Here is a 16,331-nt window from a genome sequence, read left to right as displayed (position 1 = left end):
TAAATGCCACACTCGGCGAAATTTCGTCTACGCAACGCGCAAAGCCCCATGAAAAACTAGAAATACACGCCCACACGGGGTACGCCTTTCCAAAATATAAAACTGAGGCACTTCGGCAGCTAGGAGCCCATTCTTTTGATTACCACGGCACCCCGGGGGGCGAAGATTATCGTCCTGGTGTTGATTGCGTCTTTGGTGGCGGCCTGCGGGTTGCCACGCGGTGGGCCAAGCAAACGCCAAATCTTTTCAGGTTCTGTCCTCGAACAGGGGGATGCGTTCATCGTATCCGTCAATGACCGCGTCACGCGGGCCACGGGCATCGTGCCCGCACTAGGCTTTTCGGAGGAACTGATCAATGCAGCCCCCGTTGGCGCGGACACGATCCGCCCCGGCGACACGCTGGGCCTGACGATCTACGAAAACGTTGAGGACGGCTTGCTCGCGAGTGCGGGTCAGAACGCCTCTGTCATCAATGAGGTCCAAGTGGACGGCGCGGGCTTTATCTTTGTGCCCTACGCTGGGCGCATCCGGGCGGCGGGCAATTCCCCCAACCGCCTGCGCGAAATCATCACCGAACGGCTGGATGCGCAAACCCCCGACCCTCAAGTCGTCGTGCGTCGCCTCGCGGGCGATGGTGCCACGGTCAGCGTGCTGGGCAACGTCGGCGCGCAAGGGGTCTATCCAATCGAACGCTCGAACCGGATGCTGACCTCGATGCTGGCCACAGCGGGCGGCGTCAGCGCGGTGCCCGAGATTGCACAAGTCACGCTTGTGCGCGGCAATGCGACGGAAAAAGTCTGGCTGCTGGATCTCTACAAACAACCGCGCCTCGACATTGCCCTGCGCAATGATGACCGCATTCTGGTCGAAGAGGACAGCCGCTCCTTCACGGCCCTTGGCGCAACCGGCGCGCAAAGCCGCCTCGCCTTTGAAAGCCAAACGCTTTCGGCGATTGAGGCCATCGCACAGGTCGGCGGGTTGAACAGCAGTCTGGCCGACCCCACCGGCGTGTTCGTTTTCCGCAATGAGCCAGAGTTCATCGCCCGTCAGGTGCTGGACCGCGATGATCTGATCGGCACCCAGCGCTTTGCCTATGTGCTCGACCTGACAGAGCCGAACGGCGTGTTCATCGCCCGTGATTTTGTCGTGCGGGATGGCGATACCGTCTATGTGACCGAGGCCCCGTTCGTGACCTGGAGCAAGACAATCTCCTCGCTCACAGGGTCGCTTGGCAATGTCGGCGCGGTCAGCCAGCTGGTCGAAGGCGGCTAAGCGCCCCTTGGGACCACGACCAGACATGTCATCTTCTACCGCGTCCGAGGGTTCCCTTCGGGCGCGTTTCTATAACACCCGCTTTGCGACCGACCGCCGGGTGCGGCGGATCCTGCAATTGGCCGGGATTGATCTGGTCTTTGGCCCGACCGCACGGGGCGGCGACACGGTGGCCGCTTACGGGCATGGCCCACACACCCAGCGGGCCGAGGCCGCAGCCGCCCGCCACACCCTGCCGATCACCCGCGTGGACGATGGTTTTTTGTGCGGCCTGCATCCCACAGATCACGGCACGCCGCCCATCGGACTGTGCGTCGATCATCGCGGCAGCCACTATGACGCGCGCCGCCCAACGGACCTCGAAAACCTGCTGGCGCGGCACCCGTTCGACGACGCCCCCCTACTGGCCCGCGCCAACAACGCGATGGACAGGATGCGCCGCGCGCATATCACCAAGTTCGCCGCAGTGGACCCCGCGTTAGAGCCGCCAAAACCCGGCTACGTGTTGGTCATCGACCAGCCCCGTGATGACCAGGCCATCACCTTTGGCAACGCCTCAGCCGCCACTTTTCGGGAGATGTTGGTCTTTGCCCAGACCGAGCACCCCCACACCCGGATCATCATCAAATCCCACCCCAAAGCGCACGCAGGCACCGGCCATTTCACCGACGCCGATACGAACCGCAACATCACGCTTGAGGACCGCGCCCTTTCGCCTTGGGCCCTGCTGGACGGGGCGATCGCGGTCTACACCGTGTCGAGCCACATGGGCTTTGAGGCGATCCTTGCGGGCCACAAACCGCAGGTGTTTGGCCAACCGTTCTATGCGGGCTGGGGCCTGACGGCGGACCGCAACCCGATTGATCGCCGCCGCCGCACCCTGACCAGGGCGCAGCTGTTTGCGGGCGCAATGCTAATATACCCCAAGTGGTACAGCCCCTTTACCGACACACTGTGTGAGCTAGAGGATATCCTCGAAACCCTAGAGGCGCAGGCCCGCGCGTGGCGCGAGGACCAGCAGGGGTACATCGGCACCGGCATGCGATTTTGGAAACGCGCCGCCTTTCAGGAGATGTTTGGCCACCCCACGCGGATGACATTCACGGAGACCCTGCGCGCACCGGACCGCCCCGTGCTGGTCTGGAGCCGCGCGATCACCCCGGAACTGCGCGCCACCTGTGCCAATCACGACCAACCGCTGATCCAAGTGGAGGACGGCTTTCTCCGCTCGCGCGGGTTGGGGGCTGCGATGACGCCGCCGCTCAGCCTCGTGCTGGACCACGCGGGCATCTATTACGACCCGCGCAGCCCTTCGGACCTTGAAGGGCTGATCACCCAATCCGCAAGCCTAAGCGCAGCCGATCAGGTGCGTGCCAAACGCTTGGTGGGTGCGCTCCTGAAGCTTGGGGTGACGAAATATAACCTCACCGGGCGCGCCGCCGCCCCCACCCCGCCCAAAGGCGCGCGGGTGATCCTCGTACCGGGGCAAGTGGCGGATGATGCCTCCATCCTGACGGGCACGGACCGCGTCGCGGATAACGCCGCCCTTTTGGCCTATGCTCGGCGCGAAAACCCCGATGCATGGATCATATACAAACCCCATCCGGACGTGGAAACCGGCCTGCGCAACGGTCAAATCCCCGCGACTGAGGCCGATTTCATCGCAAGCGAGGCAGACCCCCTCGCGCTGTTGAAAATCGCGGATGAGGTGTGGACCATGACCTCAACCCTCGGGTTTGAGGCCCTGTTGCGCGGCGTGCCTGTCACGACCCTTGGGGCGCCGTTCTATGCGGGCTGGGGGCTGACCCGCGACTTGGGCACCATCCCCGCGCGCCGCCAAGCCCGCCCGACCCTGCTGCAATTCGTACACGCCACCTTGATCGCCTATCCGCGCTATTACGACGCCGAAACGGGGCTGGCCTGCCCGCCCGAGATCGCGGTGATGCGGCTCGCGCAGGGCGGCAAAATCCGCAGCGGATATGCCGCCCGCGCGGGCGTCAAGCTCAAGAGCGTTCTGGCCTCAATTCCGCGCCCAAGCCGCTAAGCCGCAGAGGCCCGCGCGTTCAGTGCCAAGTCCTTGGCCAAGGCAAAGGCCCCCTTCACGCGGTCACCCTCAGACGGCCAATCCTGTTGCACCACGATCTTGGTATCCTTGATCTTGGCGCGGCCATTTTGCCCGTGAACAAACGCCACCAACCCTGCGGGATTGGCGTATTTGTTGTTATAAAACTCAATCGTCGCGCCCTTGGCCCCGACGTTCAGCTTGGCAATACCCGCTTTCTTGCACATCGCCTTGATCCGCACGATCCGCGTCAGCAACGTGACCTCCCGCGGGAGGGGACCGAACCGGTCAATCAACTCAGCCGCAAAGCCCTCCAACTCGACCTTGCTCGCCAGCGTTGAGAGCCTGCGATACAAGCCCAGCCGCACGTCCAGATCGGGCACGTAATCCTCGGGGATCAGGACCGGCACCCCAAGGTTAATCTGCGGCGCCCATTGGTCATCCGTCTCAACCAAGCCCGCCTCACCGGCCTTCAGCTTGGCAATCGTTTCCTCCAGCATGGATTGGTACAATTCATGGCCAACCTCACGCATGTGGCCTGATTGTTCCTCACCGATGATGTTGCCAGAGCCGCGAATATCAAGATCCTGCGAGGCGATGTTAAAACCCGCACCCAGCGCATCAAGAGAGCCCAAAACCTTGAGCCGCTTTTGCGCCGTGGGCGTTAGTTTCGTGCGCGGTTTCGTCGTCAGATAGGCATAGGCACGCGTCTTGGACCGCCCCACCCGGCCGCGAATTTGATAGAGCTGGCTCAGACCAAACATATCCGCGCGGTGGATGATCATCGTGTTGGCCGTCGGAATATCAATACCCGATTCCACAATCGTCGTGGCCAAAAGGACGTCATACTTGCCGTCGTAAAACGCGTTCATCCGGTCATCCAGATCGCCTGCCGCCAATTGGCCGTGGGCCAGCGCATAGGTCACCTCTGGCACCTGATTGCGCAGGAATTCCTCCATCTCGGACAGGTCCGAAATGCGTGGCACAACCACGAAACTCTGCCCGCCGCGATAGTGTTCGCGCAACAGCGCCTCACGCAGGGTCACAGTGTCAAACGCGCTGACGTAGGTGCGGATCGCAAGACGGTCCACCGGCGGCGTGCCAATTACGCTCAGGTCCCGCACCCCAGACAGCGACATTTGCAGCGTGCGCGGGATCGGCGTGGCCGACAGCGTCAGAACATGCACATCCGAACGCATCTCTTTGAGCCGCTCTTTGTGGGTGACGCCGAAATGCTGTTCCTCATCAATGACCAACAGGCCAAGGTCCTGAAACTTGACCGTTTTGGCCAAAAGCGCATGGGTGCCGATGGCAATATCCACGGACCCGTCCGCAATGCCCGCGCGGGTCGCCGCGGCCTCTTTGTTGGTCACAAAGCGGGACAATTGCCGGACTGTCAGGGCCGAGCCACGGAACCGTTCCGCAAAGCTCGCGGCATGTTGGCGCGCAAGCAGCGTCGTAGGCGCGATCACGGCCACCTGTTTGCCCGAAGAGGCTGCCACAAAGGCTGCGCGCATCGCGACCTCGGTCTTGCCAAAGCCCACATCCCCCACGACCAGCCGGTCCATCGGTCGACCAGAGCCGAGGTCGGACACGACGTCATCAATCGCGGACATCTGATCGTCGGTTTCGGTGTAGGGGAAACGCGCGGCAAAAGTTTCGTACATATCGTGCGGGGCGATCAACGCGGGCGCACGGCGCAGCGCGCGCTCGGCTGCGATCCGCATCAGCCGTTCGGCCACCTGACGGATGCGTTCCTTCAGCTTGGCCTTGCGCGCCTGCCACGCCCCGCCGCCCAGCTTGTCGAGCATCCCCTCCGACTGACCATAACGGCTCAGAAGTTCGATATTCTCAACCGGCAGGAACAGCCGATCTCCGCCAGCGTACTCCAGTGTGAGGCATTCGTGGGGGGCGCCCGCCGCTGTGACGGTCTCTAGCCCTAGGTATCGACCCACGCCGTGATCCACATGGACCACCAGATCTTGTGGCGATAGGCTTTGCGCCTCGGTCAGGTAATTCTCAGCCCGACGCTTTTTCTTGGGACCGCGCACCAAACGCTCCCCCAAGACGTCTTGTTCGGAAATCACAACGATGTCCGAAGCCTCAAATCCCTCATCTAACGGCCAAATCGTCAGACCGACCTCGCCTTTCGCCACCTCAGAGCGGTTCTTGATCAGCTTGACGTCCGTCAATTCCTCATCAAGCAACAAGCCTTGCAAACGCTCCCGCGCGCCGCCCGAATAGCTGGCGATCACCACGGCCTTGTCGGCGCGCACGGCCTGCACGTGGGACTTGAGCGCGGTGAACAGGCTCAGCTCAGCCTGCTGCCGCTCGGGCGCAAAATTGCGGCCCTGACGCCCGCCCAGATCAATCACACCCGGCCCGGTGGGCTGGGAAAATGTGCTCATGTTCACGACGCGGCGGGGGGCCAGCGCGGCACCCCATGCGGCGTCATCCAGATACAGCAAATCGGGGGGGCACGGCTTATAAACGGTGTCCACGCGCCCCTTTGCTGTCATCGCCTCGTGGCGGTTGTCGTACATGTCGGTCAGGCTGGTCCAACGGTCCGCGCGCAACGCGTCGGCGTCGGGGTCCACCACGACCGAAGCCGTTGGCATGTAGTCAAACAGCGTTTCCAGTGTTTCATGGAAAAACGGCAACCAGTGTTCGATCCCGGCGTGTTTGCGGCCCGCGCTGACGGCCTCATACAGCGGATCGTCCGTGCCCGCGGCCCCGAACTCAATGCGGTAGGTCTGCCGAAAGCGGGTGATCGCGGGGCCATCAAGGATGACCTCGGACACCGGGGCCAACTCAATCCCCTTGAGCTGTTCGGTCGTGCGCTGGCTCTGCGGATCAAAGCGGCGCAACCCGTCGAGCGTGTCACCAAACAGGTCCAGCCGAACCGGCGCGGGCTCACCCGCGGGCCAAATGTCGATGATGCCGCCCCGGAACGCGTAATCGCCCGGCTCCATCACGGTTGAGGTCTGGGAAAACCCGTTGCGCACAAGATAATCGCGCAGGGCCTTTTCATCCAACCGTTGGTTGAGGCGCGCGGCAAAGCCCGCCCCGCGCAAAACCTCACGCGCGGGCACCCGTTGGGTCGCGGCGTTCAGCGTAGACAGCACGATCACCTTTTCCGAAAACCCGTGCGCAAGCAGGGTCAGCGTGGCCATCCGCTCGGCGCTGATCTCGGGGTTGGGCGAGACGCGGTCGTAGGGCAGACAATCCCACCCCGGAAGGCGCAACACCGGCACCTTGGGCGCGAAAAAGCGCAGGGCGGCGGCCATCGCCTCCATCCGTTTGTCGTCGCGGGCAAGGTGCAGGACCATGCCGTTTTCCAGCTCGCGCAGCAAAACGCTCGCGTCAAAACCTTCGGGAGCGCCAGAGGCGGTGATGTGATTGGAAGAAGCCATGGCCGTGGGAGGTAACGGGATAAGCGCCGCTGTCAACCGCCCAGCACGTTCGCGCTCATGTTTACGTACATGCCCCACATGGACGTGGCAAAGATCGACACGACCCCAACCAACTGCACTTTGATCCGGTGCCAGCGAAGATGTTCCAGCAGCGCGCCCACCTCCATGCCGGGAATGGCCCGGGCTGAATGCAGCGACAGCCCCCAAACGATCGACATCGGAAAGCCCAGCAAGAACACCGCCTGCGCGAACTCAAGTCCGTAGACAAAGCCCAGCGACGCAAGGGCGGCCAGTGCGAAAAAGATGAACCCAGTGGCCCAGATACCGGAGACATCAAAGATATGGATCAAGCGACGCGCATGCATGTTGGCCAGCGTCTCAACATCGCGCAAGGCCGCGTCTTGGCCCCGGTTGGCACGTTGCACCATATCGAAGGGCACGCCGATCACCCAGTGCGCCGCCGTCGACCACAACACCGCCAGCGCGATCCAGAACCAAAGGTTCGAGAACGAGCGCATGTCGATGACCTCGAAGGCCGTATTGAGCCAGAAAAAATCCACTGCGTGCCTTCTGCGGGTGGGGAATGGCTTTTCTTTGGCGCGCGGGGGGCAAATTTGCAACCCGATAGGACATTTGCGGGCCTTGCAGCCGATGGCGATTTCGTGTCACTCAAACCTGACACATTATTCCAGGAGGACGCGATGCGCCCGACCCAGAGCCCCTTTCCCGGCACGCGACTGCGCCGGACCCGTGCAACCCCTGCCCTTCGGGCGCTGGTGCGGGAGGATCGGCTTTCGGTGGATGATCTGATCTGGCCCATTTTTGTGTGCGACGGTGAAAACACACGCCAGCCTATTCCCTCGATGCCGGGGGTTGAGAGGCTTTCGGTGGGCCTGTTGGTTGAGGCCGCGCGGCAAGCCGCTGACCTTGGGATACCCGCGATTTGCCTGTTCCCCTACACGGACCCCGCGCTAAAAACGCCCGGCTGCGAAGAGGCGTGGAACCCCGACAACCTATCAAACCGCGCCACCCGCGCGATCAAGGCCGCAGTGCCGGAAATCGCGATCATGACGGACATCGCGCTGGACCCCTACAACACGCACGGTCACGACGGGATTGTGGTCAACGGTGAGGTCATCAACGACGAAAGCGTTGAGGCGTTGGTCAAGATGGGCATGGCCCAAGCGGAGGCGGGTGCCGATATCCTTGGCCCCTCCGACATGATGGACGGCCGCATTGGTGCGTTGCGCCAAGCGCTTGAAACCAATGGCCACAAGAACGTGACGATCATGTCGTATGCCGCGAAATACGCGTCTGCCTTTTATGGTCCGTTCCGTGATGCGGTCGGAGCCTCGGGCGCGCTGACGGGCGATAAGAAAACCTATCAGATGGACCCCCTCAACCGGCGCGAGGCGATGCGCTTGATTGAGCGTGATCTGAGCGAAGGGGCCGATATGGTCATGGTCAAACCCGGCATGCCCTATCTGGACATCTGCCGTGAGGCCAAAGACACCTTTGGCGCGCCCACCTATGCCTATCAGGTGTCGGGTGAATACGCGATGATCAAGGCCGCTGCCGCCAACGGTTGGATCGACGGTGAGCGGGTGATGTTGGAAAGCCTGATGGCGTTTCGCCGCGCGGGATGTGACGGGGTCCTGACCTATTTCGCCCCTGAAGTCGCACGGATTTTGAACCGTGGCTAGGGTCTGACCCCGCGCCAAAATTTAGGTCTACACTCATGACCCATTGTTGCGAGCGCGCAACAATGGGTCATGCTAACTTACTTATAATTAACGATTTTCACACCATATTAGTGATTTGTTAACCACGAGATACCGATGGTGAGCTCCATATCTTGTGGCCATAGCCCCGCCCGCCGCTAATGCCCTGTGCGGCCTAGCGCGCAGGCTCAAGCACCGTAACGCCCACCGCGCCCGCCCGCGCCAATGCGGGATCTAGCGTCATCGGGATGTATTCGCCGCGCCGCCACAGCTCTCCCAGATCATCGTAGTGCCGCGACAGCGGATGCCCGCTTTGCCCGGTTGAGATGATAAAGACAGAGCTTTCAGGATCCGAAAAGTCATAGACCCCGCGATAGGCCCCGGCATGGACGTTCGTGAACGGATCGGGGTCCTCGCCCGAAGTCAGCCCGCGCATCAGCGTATTGTCCCCGCCCGAGGTTGATTGACGGATGTTGACCACCATCGACAGGCCCGGCACCTCGCCCAACACGGGGTGGTCATGGCGGGCCTCATGGGCGTCGCCCCAGCGCCAACTGGCGGGCGTGCGACCGTAGCGTTCCGTCAGCCAGATCAGCGCCTCATCCAGCGAAATCCGCGCCATGTCTGCGCAGGTCTCAAGGGGAGTGGATTGGATCACATCGCACCACGCCGCCGCCCCTTGGGCGTTGCGGTAGACCCGCTCGATGAACAAAGGCTCAACATGGGTGTAATCGTCAGCCAATGGGCCCAGTTCATCGCGGATCAGGCGATCCTGAAGGTGGCGCACCCATGCGGCATAGATCAGCGGCTCGGGCAAATGTTCGGACATCTCACCGTTCCATGCTGCCAAAAGCGTCAGGGCATCGTGGCGCGTGCGTTCGGGGGTGTCGGCGGCGGCGGCCTCACCGGTGAACCAAAGGTCCCGCCCGATCAGCGGCAAAAGTGCCCGGGCCGAGATACTGACGGGGTCTAGCTGCGCTTCGATAAAGCTTTCGCGGGTGTGGGCGACGCGTGCCTGCATCAACCGTTCCCAGCGTTGGACGCGTTGGGTGTCGCCCCACCAGTGGCTGATGTGGCGGGGAAAGGGTTGATCCACGGTTTTGTTGTTGGTGTTGCCCACGATGCCGCCTGCGGGGTCCACAAAGCGGGGGTTCATTGCGTAGGGCATAGTGCCCTGCCAGCGGTTGCGCGGCTCCCAGCCTGGGGCGGGGATGCGCCCTTGGCTTTGGTGGTTGATGTCACGCTGGGGCTGGTGCCCGATGATCTGCATTGCCACGCGGCGTCCATCGACGACCGTCAGGTTTTGCGCCGGTGCCACGTGATAGCGGCCCGCCTCAAGTGCCTGATCAATCGTGCTGGCGGCCATGATTTCACGCGCGCCGCGCATCGAAGTGTCGGCATCGGCAAGTGCGGTCCAACCCAAGGCCGCAACGTGCCCCTGCGGCGTGACACTGCCCAGATCGAACTGCCCGCGCGTCAGAACCGGCCCATTGTCGGTCCAGCGCAGGGTGATGGTCACGGGGTCCGCATCCTTGACCTGAATAATACTCTCGCGGACTTCGAAATCCTTCCAGCCGTCAGGGGTGCGATATTGAAACGGGTTGTCGGGGTTCAGGCGTTCGATGAACACGTCTTGGTCATCAAGATAGGCCGAGGTCAGGCCCCAGCCGATCTGTTCCGAGCGACCGACCAGCACCAGCGGCATCCCCGGCACGGTGCCGCCGATCACGCCGCCCGTCGCAAGCTCAAGCCGTGCAAGGTACCAGATGGACGGCGCGCTCAGCCCAAGGTGGGGGTCATTGGCCAGCAGCGTGCCCCCTTTGGCCGCGCGGGCGGGGGTGGCCGCCCAAGCGTTAGAGGCCCCCGCCATGTTGCGCGAAGGTGCCGGCCACAAGGCGGGCCGGTCCGAGCGGGCGATTTGCGTCGGCTCAAGCGTGGGGAACAATGTGCTGATCTCAGGCAGGACGGCACGCCCGCCCCCCGGCGCATCCGGATGCAGGTCCACCAACCGCTCCGCCGGCAGTACGAGGCCGGCACGGGCCCGCGCGATCTCCTCCTCCATGTGTCCGGCCAATTGCAGGGCCATGATCTTGAGAACGGCAAGGCTATCGGTCGGCCGCCAAGGCGCGATCTGGGGCGGAAACAGAAAATATTCCGGCGCGCCACGGCCCAAGGCCTCATCGTTGACCTGTTGAATGCGGGCATTCACCCCGGCGGCATAGGCCTCCAGCATAGCCATCGTCTCAGGGTCCTGCGCGGGGATCGCACGTCTGGCCGCACCATACAGGTCCAGCCGCCGCAGCAATTCATCCGTGCGCAGGGTTTCCGCGCCAAACAGCTCAGACAGACGGCCCTGCGCCGTGCGCCGCATCAGCATCATCTGCCACAGCCGGTCCTGCGCGTGCACGTAGCCCAAGCCAAAATAGCTGGCCTCAGAGGTCTCGCCCAAAATGTGAGGCACGTTGTGGGTGTTGCGTACGATCTCGACCCGTGCCTCAAGCCCCGCAACACGCAGCCGCTTATCGTACTCAGGCAGCGACCGCGCCGCGAGAAGATAGCCCAAAAACAGCCCCAAAGCCGCCAAAGCAAACACGACCCCAATGCCACGCACCGTCCACCGAAACACCTCGCCCATACTTGTCCCCGTTGACGGCCACGCTCATCCCGTTACGTAACGGCTAGGAACGCTATTTGCAAAGGGAGCACACCATGGCGAACGTCACATTTCTGGGCTTGGGGGTCATGGGGTATCCGATGGCCGGGCATTTGGTAAAGGCCGGGCACACCGTGACCGTCTACAACCGCACCACTGCCAAGGCAGAGGCTTGGGTCGCAGAACATGGTGGCGCGATGGCCACAACACCGGCGGCGGCCGCAAAGGGCGCGGATTTTGTGATGTCTTGCGTGGGCAACGATGATGACCTGCGCAGCGTGTGCCTAGGGGAAGATGGCGCACTGGGGGCGATGGCTGCAGGCACCGTATTCGTCGATCACACGACAGTCTCCGCCGATATCACGCGCACGCTGTACGCGGCGGCCAAAGACCACGGCATCAGCTTCATTGATGCGCCTGTGTCCGGCGGACAGGCCGGCGCCGAAAACGGCGTGCTCAGCGTCATGTGCGGGGGCGACCAAGACGCCTATGACCAAGCCGCTCCGGTCATCGACGCCTACGCAGGTGCCTGCGCTCGTATGGGCGAAACAGGCGCGGGTCAGCTGACCAAGATGGTCAACCAAATCGCAATCGCAGGCCTCCTCCAAGGCTTGTCCGAAGCGATGCTATTTGCGGAAAAATCCGGCCTAGACGGACGCGCGGTTGTCGATGTGATCAAAGGCGGCGCGGCAGGCAGCTGGCAAATGCTCAACCGCCACGCGACCATGCTCGATGACACATACGATTTCGGCTTCGCCGTCGATTGGATGCGCAAGGACCTCGGCATCTGCCTCGATGAGGCCAACAACATCGGCGCACCGCTGCCGGGCACGGCCATGATCGATCAATACTACAAAGACGTCCAAAACATGGGCGGCGGCCGGTGGGACACCTCAAGCCTCATCAAACGCTTGCGCGCACTCCAGGCCTAAAAGGCTCCTTTGTTTTAAAAATACTCAATGGCGCGCAGCGCCCATCGCGACGGGCCAAAGGCCCGGCGCAATGACGAATGAAAATGGCTCCACAAAAGGGCCATTTTCCCTCTGACCCAGCCATCGCTAGCTGATTTCATAGACAAACGATCCGCCGCGCCCCTGATCTCGGGTCACGTTAATGGAGCTGCCCTCTTGGGCCCACAGCTGGCAATCCTCAGGGGAAGGTCCGCGCGGCCCCGCGCTCAATTCACGGCACCAAAAACCGTCGCGAACAACCCATGTGCCGCGCGTCACCGCACCACCGAATTCTCCCGAAAGACTTCCATCGGCATTCAAAATGAGATGGTCGTTTTCATTTAATTCCAAACGCTTGCCCAAAAGAGGCGCAAACTCGGCTGGTGTCGAAAGCTGTGTCGAGGTTGGCGCGATTTCCTAGGCCACGTCACATCCAAGCAAAACAAAAGGTAAAACAAACGCAACAATACGCATCACAAAACTCCACTAAAAAAATTAGGTCACAAGTTTTGTGAAGTTAGCAACGGGGTTTTGAACCTGTCAAATGGGCCATCTTGGAAGATGGTCGGCACGGACCAAGAGCGACCTTGGATTTGCACGCTCAAAGGTCGTGCTGAGGCCAAATCATGTCAAAGATGTAAGCCCCGCCAATGGCGGGGCTTTCCTTTAGATCAAACCTATTCTGCCGCCGCGCGGTTCATGCGGTTTTCGATCAGATCGTCCACAACGGACGGATCAGCCAGCGTCGATGTATCCCCCAAGGCGCCGAAATCATCTTCGGCGATCTTGCGCAGGATCCGGCGCATGATCTTGCCCGAGCGTGTCTTGGGCAAGCCCGGCGCCCACTGGATCAGATCGGGCTTCGCAATCGGGCCGATCTCGGTCCGAACCCATTTCTCCAGCTCTTTGCGCAGCTCCTCAGTCGCCTCGACCCCTGCCATTAACGTGACATAGGCATAGATGCCCTGCCCTTTGACGTCGTGTGGATAGCCGACCACGGCAGCCTCTGCGACGGTTTCATGGGCCACCAGCGCGCTTTCAACCTCAGCCGTGCCCATACGGTGGCCGGACACGTTGATCACGTCATCCACACGGCCCGTGATCCAGTAATACCCATCCGCGTCGCGGCGGCAGCCATCACCGGTGAAGTAGTAGCCTTTGTAGTCCGAGAAGTAGGTTTTCATGAACCGCTCATGATCACCCCAGACGGTGCGCATTTGGCCGGGCCAACTGTCGCGCAGGCACAACACGCCCTCGGCGGCTGTGTCCGTGATCTCTTCGCCGCTTGTCGGCTCCAACACCACGGGCTGCACCCCAAAGAACGGCCGTGTGGCCGAGCCAGGTTTGGTCGCCGTCGCGCCGGGCAATGGCGTCAGAAGGTGGCCGCCAGTTTCCGTCTGCCACCACGTGTCGACAATCGGGCAACGCCCGCCGCCCACCACGTCGTTGTACCAATTCCAAGCCTCTGGGTTGATCGGCTCGCCCACTGTCCCGAGCAGTTTGAGCGAGGAAAGGTCGTACTTCACGACCCATTCATTACCCTGCCCCATCAACGCGCGCAGTGCGGTCGGCGCGGTATAGAACTGGTTCACTTTGTGCTTTTCGCACACGGCCCAGAACCGGCCCGCGTCGGGATAGGTTGGCACGCCTTCGAACATCAGGGTCGTCGCCCCATTCGCGAGGGGGCCGTACACGATGTAGCTGTGGCCCGTGACCCAGCCTACGTCCGCGGTGCACCAAAAGACGTCATTCTCATGGTAATCGAAGGTGTATTGATGCGTCATCGCCGCAAACACGAGGTACCCACCGGAGGAATGCACGACGCCCTTTGGCTGACCGGTTGAGCCGGATGTATACAGAATGAACAGCGGGTCTTCGGCGTTCATCTCAGCGGGGGTGCAGTAGGTCGAGGCCTCAGCGGCCAGCGCATTGTAGTCGAAATCGCGACCATCAATCCATGTGGTCTGGCCACCTGTGCGCTTGACCACCAGGCATTTCACGCCGTCATTGCCGTGCAGCAACGCTTTGTCCGTGTTGGTCTTGAGCGGTGTTTTCCGCCCGCCCCGAGGGGCTTCGTCGGCGGTGATCACGACCTTGGCGTTACATCCGTTGATCCGTGCACCCAAGGCATCGGGCGAAAAGCCCGCGAAGACGATGGAATGTACCGCGCCGATCCGCGCGCAGGCCAGCATTGCATAAGCGGCCTCTGGGATCATGGGCAGGTACAGGACAACGCGGTCGCCTTTGCCCACGCCCAACCCCTTGAGCACATTGGCCATCCGCGAGGTCTGCTCCAACAGCTCCCGGTAGGAGATATGGCGCGCGGGCTCGGTGGGTTCGTCGGGCTCAAAGATAATGGCGGTTTTATCGGGGGTCGCCGCCGCATGGCGGTCGATGCAGTTGGCCGAAACGTTGAGCGTGCCGTCCTCGTACCATTTGATGTCCACATCGCCAAAATCGTAGCGGGTGTTTTTTACCTTGGTGTAGGGCTTGATCCAGTCGATCCGTTTGCCGTGCTCGCCCCAAAAGGCCTCGGGGTCTGTGACGGAGGCGGTGTACATTGCCTCATACGTCGCGGCATCGGCGTGGGCGTTGGCCGCAAATTCTGCACTGGGGGGATAGGTCTTATCGCTCATCGGTTTCTCCGATTATGATGTGGGAAACGGAGGTAAGGCGCGCCGTTTGGCGCGCCTTACGAGGGATTTTAAATTGTGTGCCTTAGATGGCGAGGTATTCGGCTCGCAGGGCTTCATCGGCTAGAACCTCGGAGGCGAGGCCGTCAAAGACGATGCCACCGGTGTCGAGGATCACGGCCCGGTCTGCCAGTTCCAGCGCGCGGACCGCGTTCTGTTCCACCAGAATGGTCGTCATGCCCTGTTCCTTGATGTGCATGAGGGTCTTTTCGATCTCATCCACGATCACGGGGGCGAGGCCCTCATAGGGTTCGTCCAGAAGCAGCACCTTGATGTCGCGGGCCAGCGCGCGGGCGATCGAGAGCATCTGTTGCTCACCACCCGAGAGGGTCACGCCTTCTTGCTTGCGACGTTCACCCAGACGGGGGAACAGGTCGTAGATCCGCTCAATCGACCACCCGATGGGAGGTGCGATTTGGGCCAGTTGCAGGTTTTCTTCCACCGTGAGGCCCGGAATGATCCGACGATCCTCGGGCACGAGGCCAAGGCCCGCAGCCGACGCCTGATAGCTTTCCATCAGGTGCAGCGGCTGGTGATCAAGCCAGATCTCGCCGCGGCGCACCTCGGGGCTGCCAACCCGCGAACAGGCCCGCAGGGTCGAGGTTTTGCCCGCACCGTTCCGCCCCAAAAGCGCGAGGATCTCGCCTTCGTGGACGTTAAAGCTGATGCCTTGAACGATATAGCTTTCGCCGTAGTAGGCGTGCAGATCATAGACGGAAAAGAAGGCCGGAGCGGTGGTCGCCGCGTTGGCGTTTTTCGTGAAATCGGGTTTGACGTTCATGAAATCGCCCTCCTAGTGGCCAGAGTTCTCACCAAGATACGCTTCGCGCACCTTGGGGTGACCCTTGATGTTTTCCGGCGTGTCTTCGACCAGCGGCGTGCCTTGGGCCAGAACGGTGATCCGGTCCGCAAGGCTGAACACAACGTGCATATCGTGCTCAATGATGGCGATGGTGATGTCGCGCTCGTCCTTGATCTGCTTGAGCAGGTCAATCGTGTTGTTGGTGTCCGCGCGCGCCATACCGGCGGTTGGTTCATCCAGCAACAGCAGCGACGGTTCTTGGGCCAGACACATGCCGATCTCGAGGCGACGTTTGTCACCGCGCGACATGGAAGATGCCATCATGTCCTTTTTGTTGGCCATGTTCATCTCTTCGAGCATGTGCTCCGCTTTTTCGACCATATCGCGCTGCGCCATCACATCGGAGATGGCGTTGAGTTTGAAATAGCCGTCGCGCTTGGCGAAACACGGGATCATCATGTTCTCGAGCACACTCAGATCACCGAAGATTTCGGGTGTCTGAAACACGCGGGAAATCCCCATCTGGTTGATCTCATGCGGGGAACGCCCCAGCACCGAGTTGCCCTTAAAGCTGACGGACCCGGTGTCGGGGATCAGCTTACCCACGAGGCAGTTCAGCAGCGTGGACTTGCCCGCACCGTTCGGCCCGATGATCGCATGGCAGACATTGTCCGCAATGGAGAGGTTCACATCGCCCAGCGCCTGAAGGCCGCCGAACCGTTTGTTCACCCCTTTGACTTCAAGAATACCCATTGGTGTATCTCC

Annotated in this window: 10 protein-coding genes; 4 read left to right on the top strand and 6 right to left on the bottom strand. The window is 61.7% G+C overall.

What is annotated here, in order from left to right; all coding sequences use genetic code 11:
• Nucleotides 1–135: 135 nt before the first annotated feature.
• Both PM04_RS07105 and PM04_RS07100 read left to right on the top strand, forming a co-directional pair.
• Entirely contained in the window at nt 136–1,272 is a 1,137-nt protein-coding gene (locus PM04_RS07105) for a polysaccharide biosynthesis/export family protein (RefSeq protein WP_369793299.1), read from the top strand.
• Nucleotides 1,273–1,297: 25 nt separating this feature from the next.
• The gene (locus PM04_RS07100) at nt 1,298–3,316 is read left to right on the top strand and encodes a capsular polysaccharide biosynthesis protein (protein WP_038004958.1); all 2,019 of its coding nucleotides are present in this window, start codon (nt 1,298–1,300) and stop codon (nt 3,314–3,316) included.
• Here the strand turns inward: PM04_RS07100 and mfd are convergent.
• Nucleotides 3,313–6,747, bottom strand: coding sequence for a transcription-repair coupling factor (gene mfd / locus PM04_RS07095; protein ID WP_038004956.1), 3,435 nt, complete (start codon nt 6,745–6,747; stop codon nt 3,313–3,315). The two genes, PM04_RS07100 and mfd, sit on opposite strands and share 4 nt — an antisense overlap.
• 32 nt (nt 6,748–6,779) lie before the next feature.
• Nucleotides 6,780–7,307, bottom strand: coding sequence for a hypothetical protein (locus tag PM04_RS07090; protein WP_038004953.1), 528 nt, complete (start codon nt 7,305–7,307; stop codon nt 6,780–6,782).
• A gap of 141 nt (nt 7,308–7,448) precedes the next feature.
• Here PM04_RS07090 and hemB point away from each other — a divergent pair, with 141 nt between their 5' ends.
• On the top strand, nt 7,449–8,450 hold the full coding sequence (gene hemB, locus PM04_RS07085; RefSeq protein ID WP_038005245.1) for a porphobilinogen synthase: 1,002 nt from the start codon (nt 7,449–7,451) through the stop codon (nt 8,448–8,450).
• A 193-nt stretch (nt 8,451–8,643) separates the two neighbouring features.
• On the opposite strand, the gene PM04_RS07080 is transcribed toward hemB, so the two are convergent.
• On the bottom strand, nt 8,644–11,103 hold the full coding sequence (locus PM04_RS07080; RefSeq protein WP_038004952.1) for a penicillin acylase family protein: 2,460 nt from the start codon (nt 11,101–11,103) through the stop codon (nt 8,644–8,646).
• Nucleotides 11,104–11,177: 74 nt separating this feature from the next.
• Here PM04_RS07080 and PM04_RS07075 point away from each other — a divergent pair, with 74 nt between their 5' ends.
• On the top strand, nt 11,178–12,053 hold the full coding sequence (locus PM04_RS07075) for an NAD(P)-dependent oxidoreductase (protein WP_038004950.1): 876 nt from the start codon (nt 11,178–11,180) through the stop codon (nt 12,051–12,053).
• A 695-nt stretch (nt 12,054–12,748) separates the two neighbouring features.
• On the opposite strand, the gene acs is transcribed toward PM04_RS07075, so the two are convergent.
• The 3 genes from acs to PM04_RS07055 all read right to left on the bottom strand — a co-directional run bounded on the left by acs (nt 12,749) and on the right by PM04_RS07055 (nt 16,319).
• Complete coding sequence (gene acs, locus PM04_RS07065; protein WP_038004946.1) at nt 12,749–14,707, bottom strand: acetate--CoA ligase; 1,959 nt, start codon at nt 14,705–14,707, stop codon at nt 12,749–12,751.
• A gap of 82 nt (nt 14,708–14,789) precedes the next feature.
• Entirely contained in the window at nt 14,790–15,545 is a 756-nt protein-coding gene (locus PM04_RS07060) for an ABC transporter ATP-binding protein (RefSeq protein WP_038004944.1), read from the bottom strand.
• Nucleotides 15,546–15,557: 12 nt separating this feature from the next.
• A complete protein-coding gene (locus PM04_RS07055; RefSeq protein WP_038004942.1) occupies nt 15,558–16,319 on the bottom strand; it encodes an ABC transporter ATP-binding protein in 762 nt (253 codons plus the stop codon).
• Nucleotides 16,320–16,331: the final 12 nt, after the last annotated feature.

The sequence above is a fragment of the Thalassobacter sp. 16PALIMAR09 genome, from assembly GCF_000765485.1.
In the GTDB taxonomy this organism is placed as follows: domain Bacteria; phylum Pseudomonadota; class Alphaproteobacteria; order Rhodobacterales; family Rhodobacteraceae; genus Thalassobacter; species Thalassobacter stenotrophicus.
The sequence above is the reverse complement of the archived record's forward strand: the minus strand, read 5'-3'. Positions and strand labels throughout refer to the sequence as shown.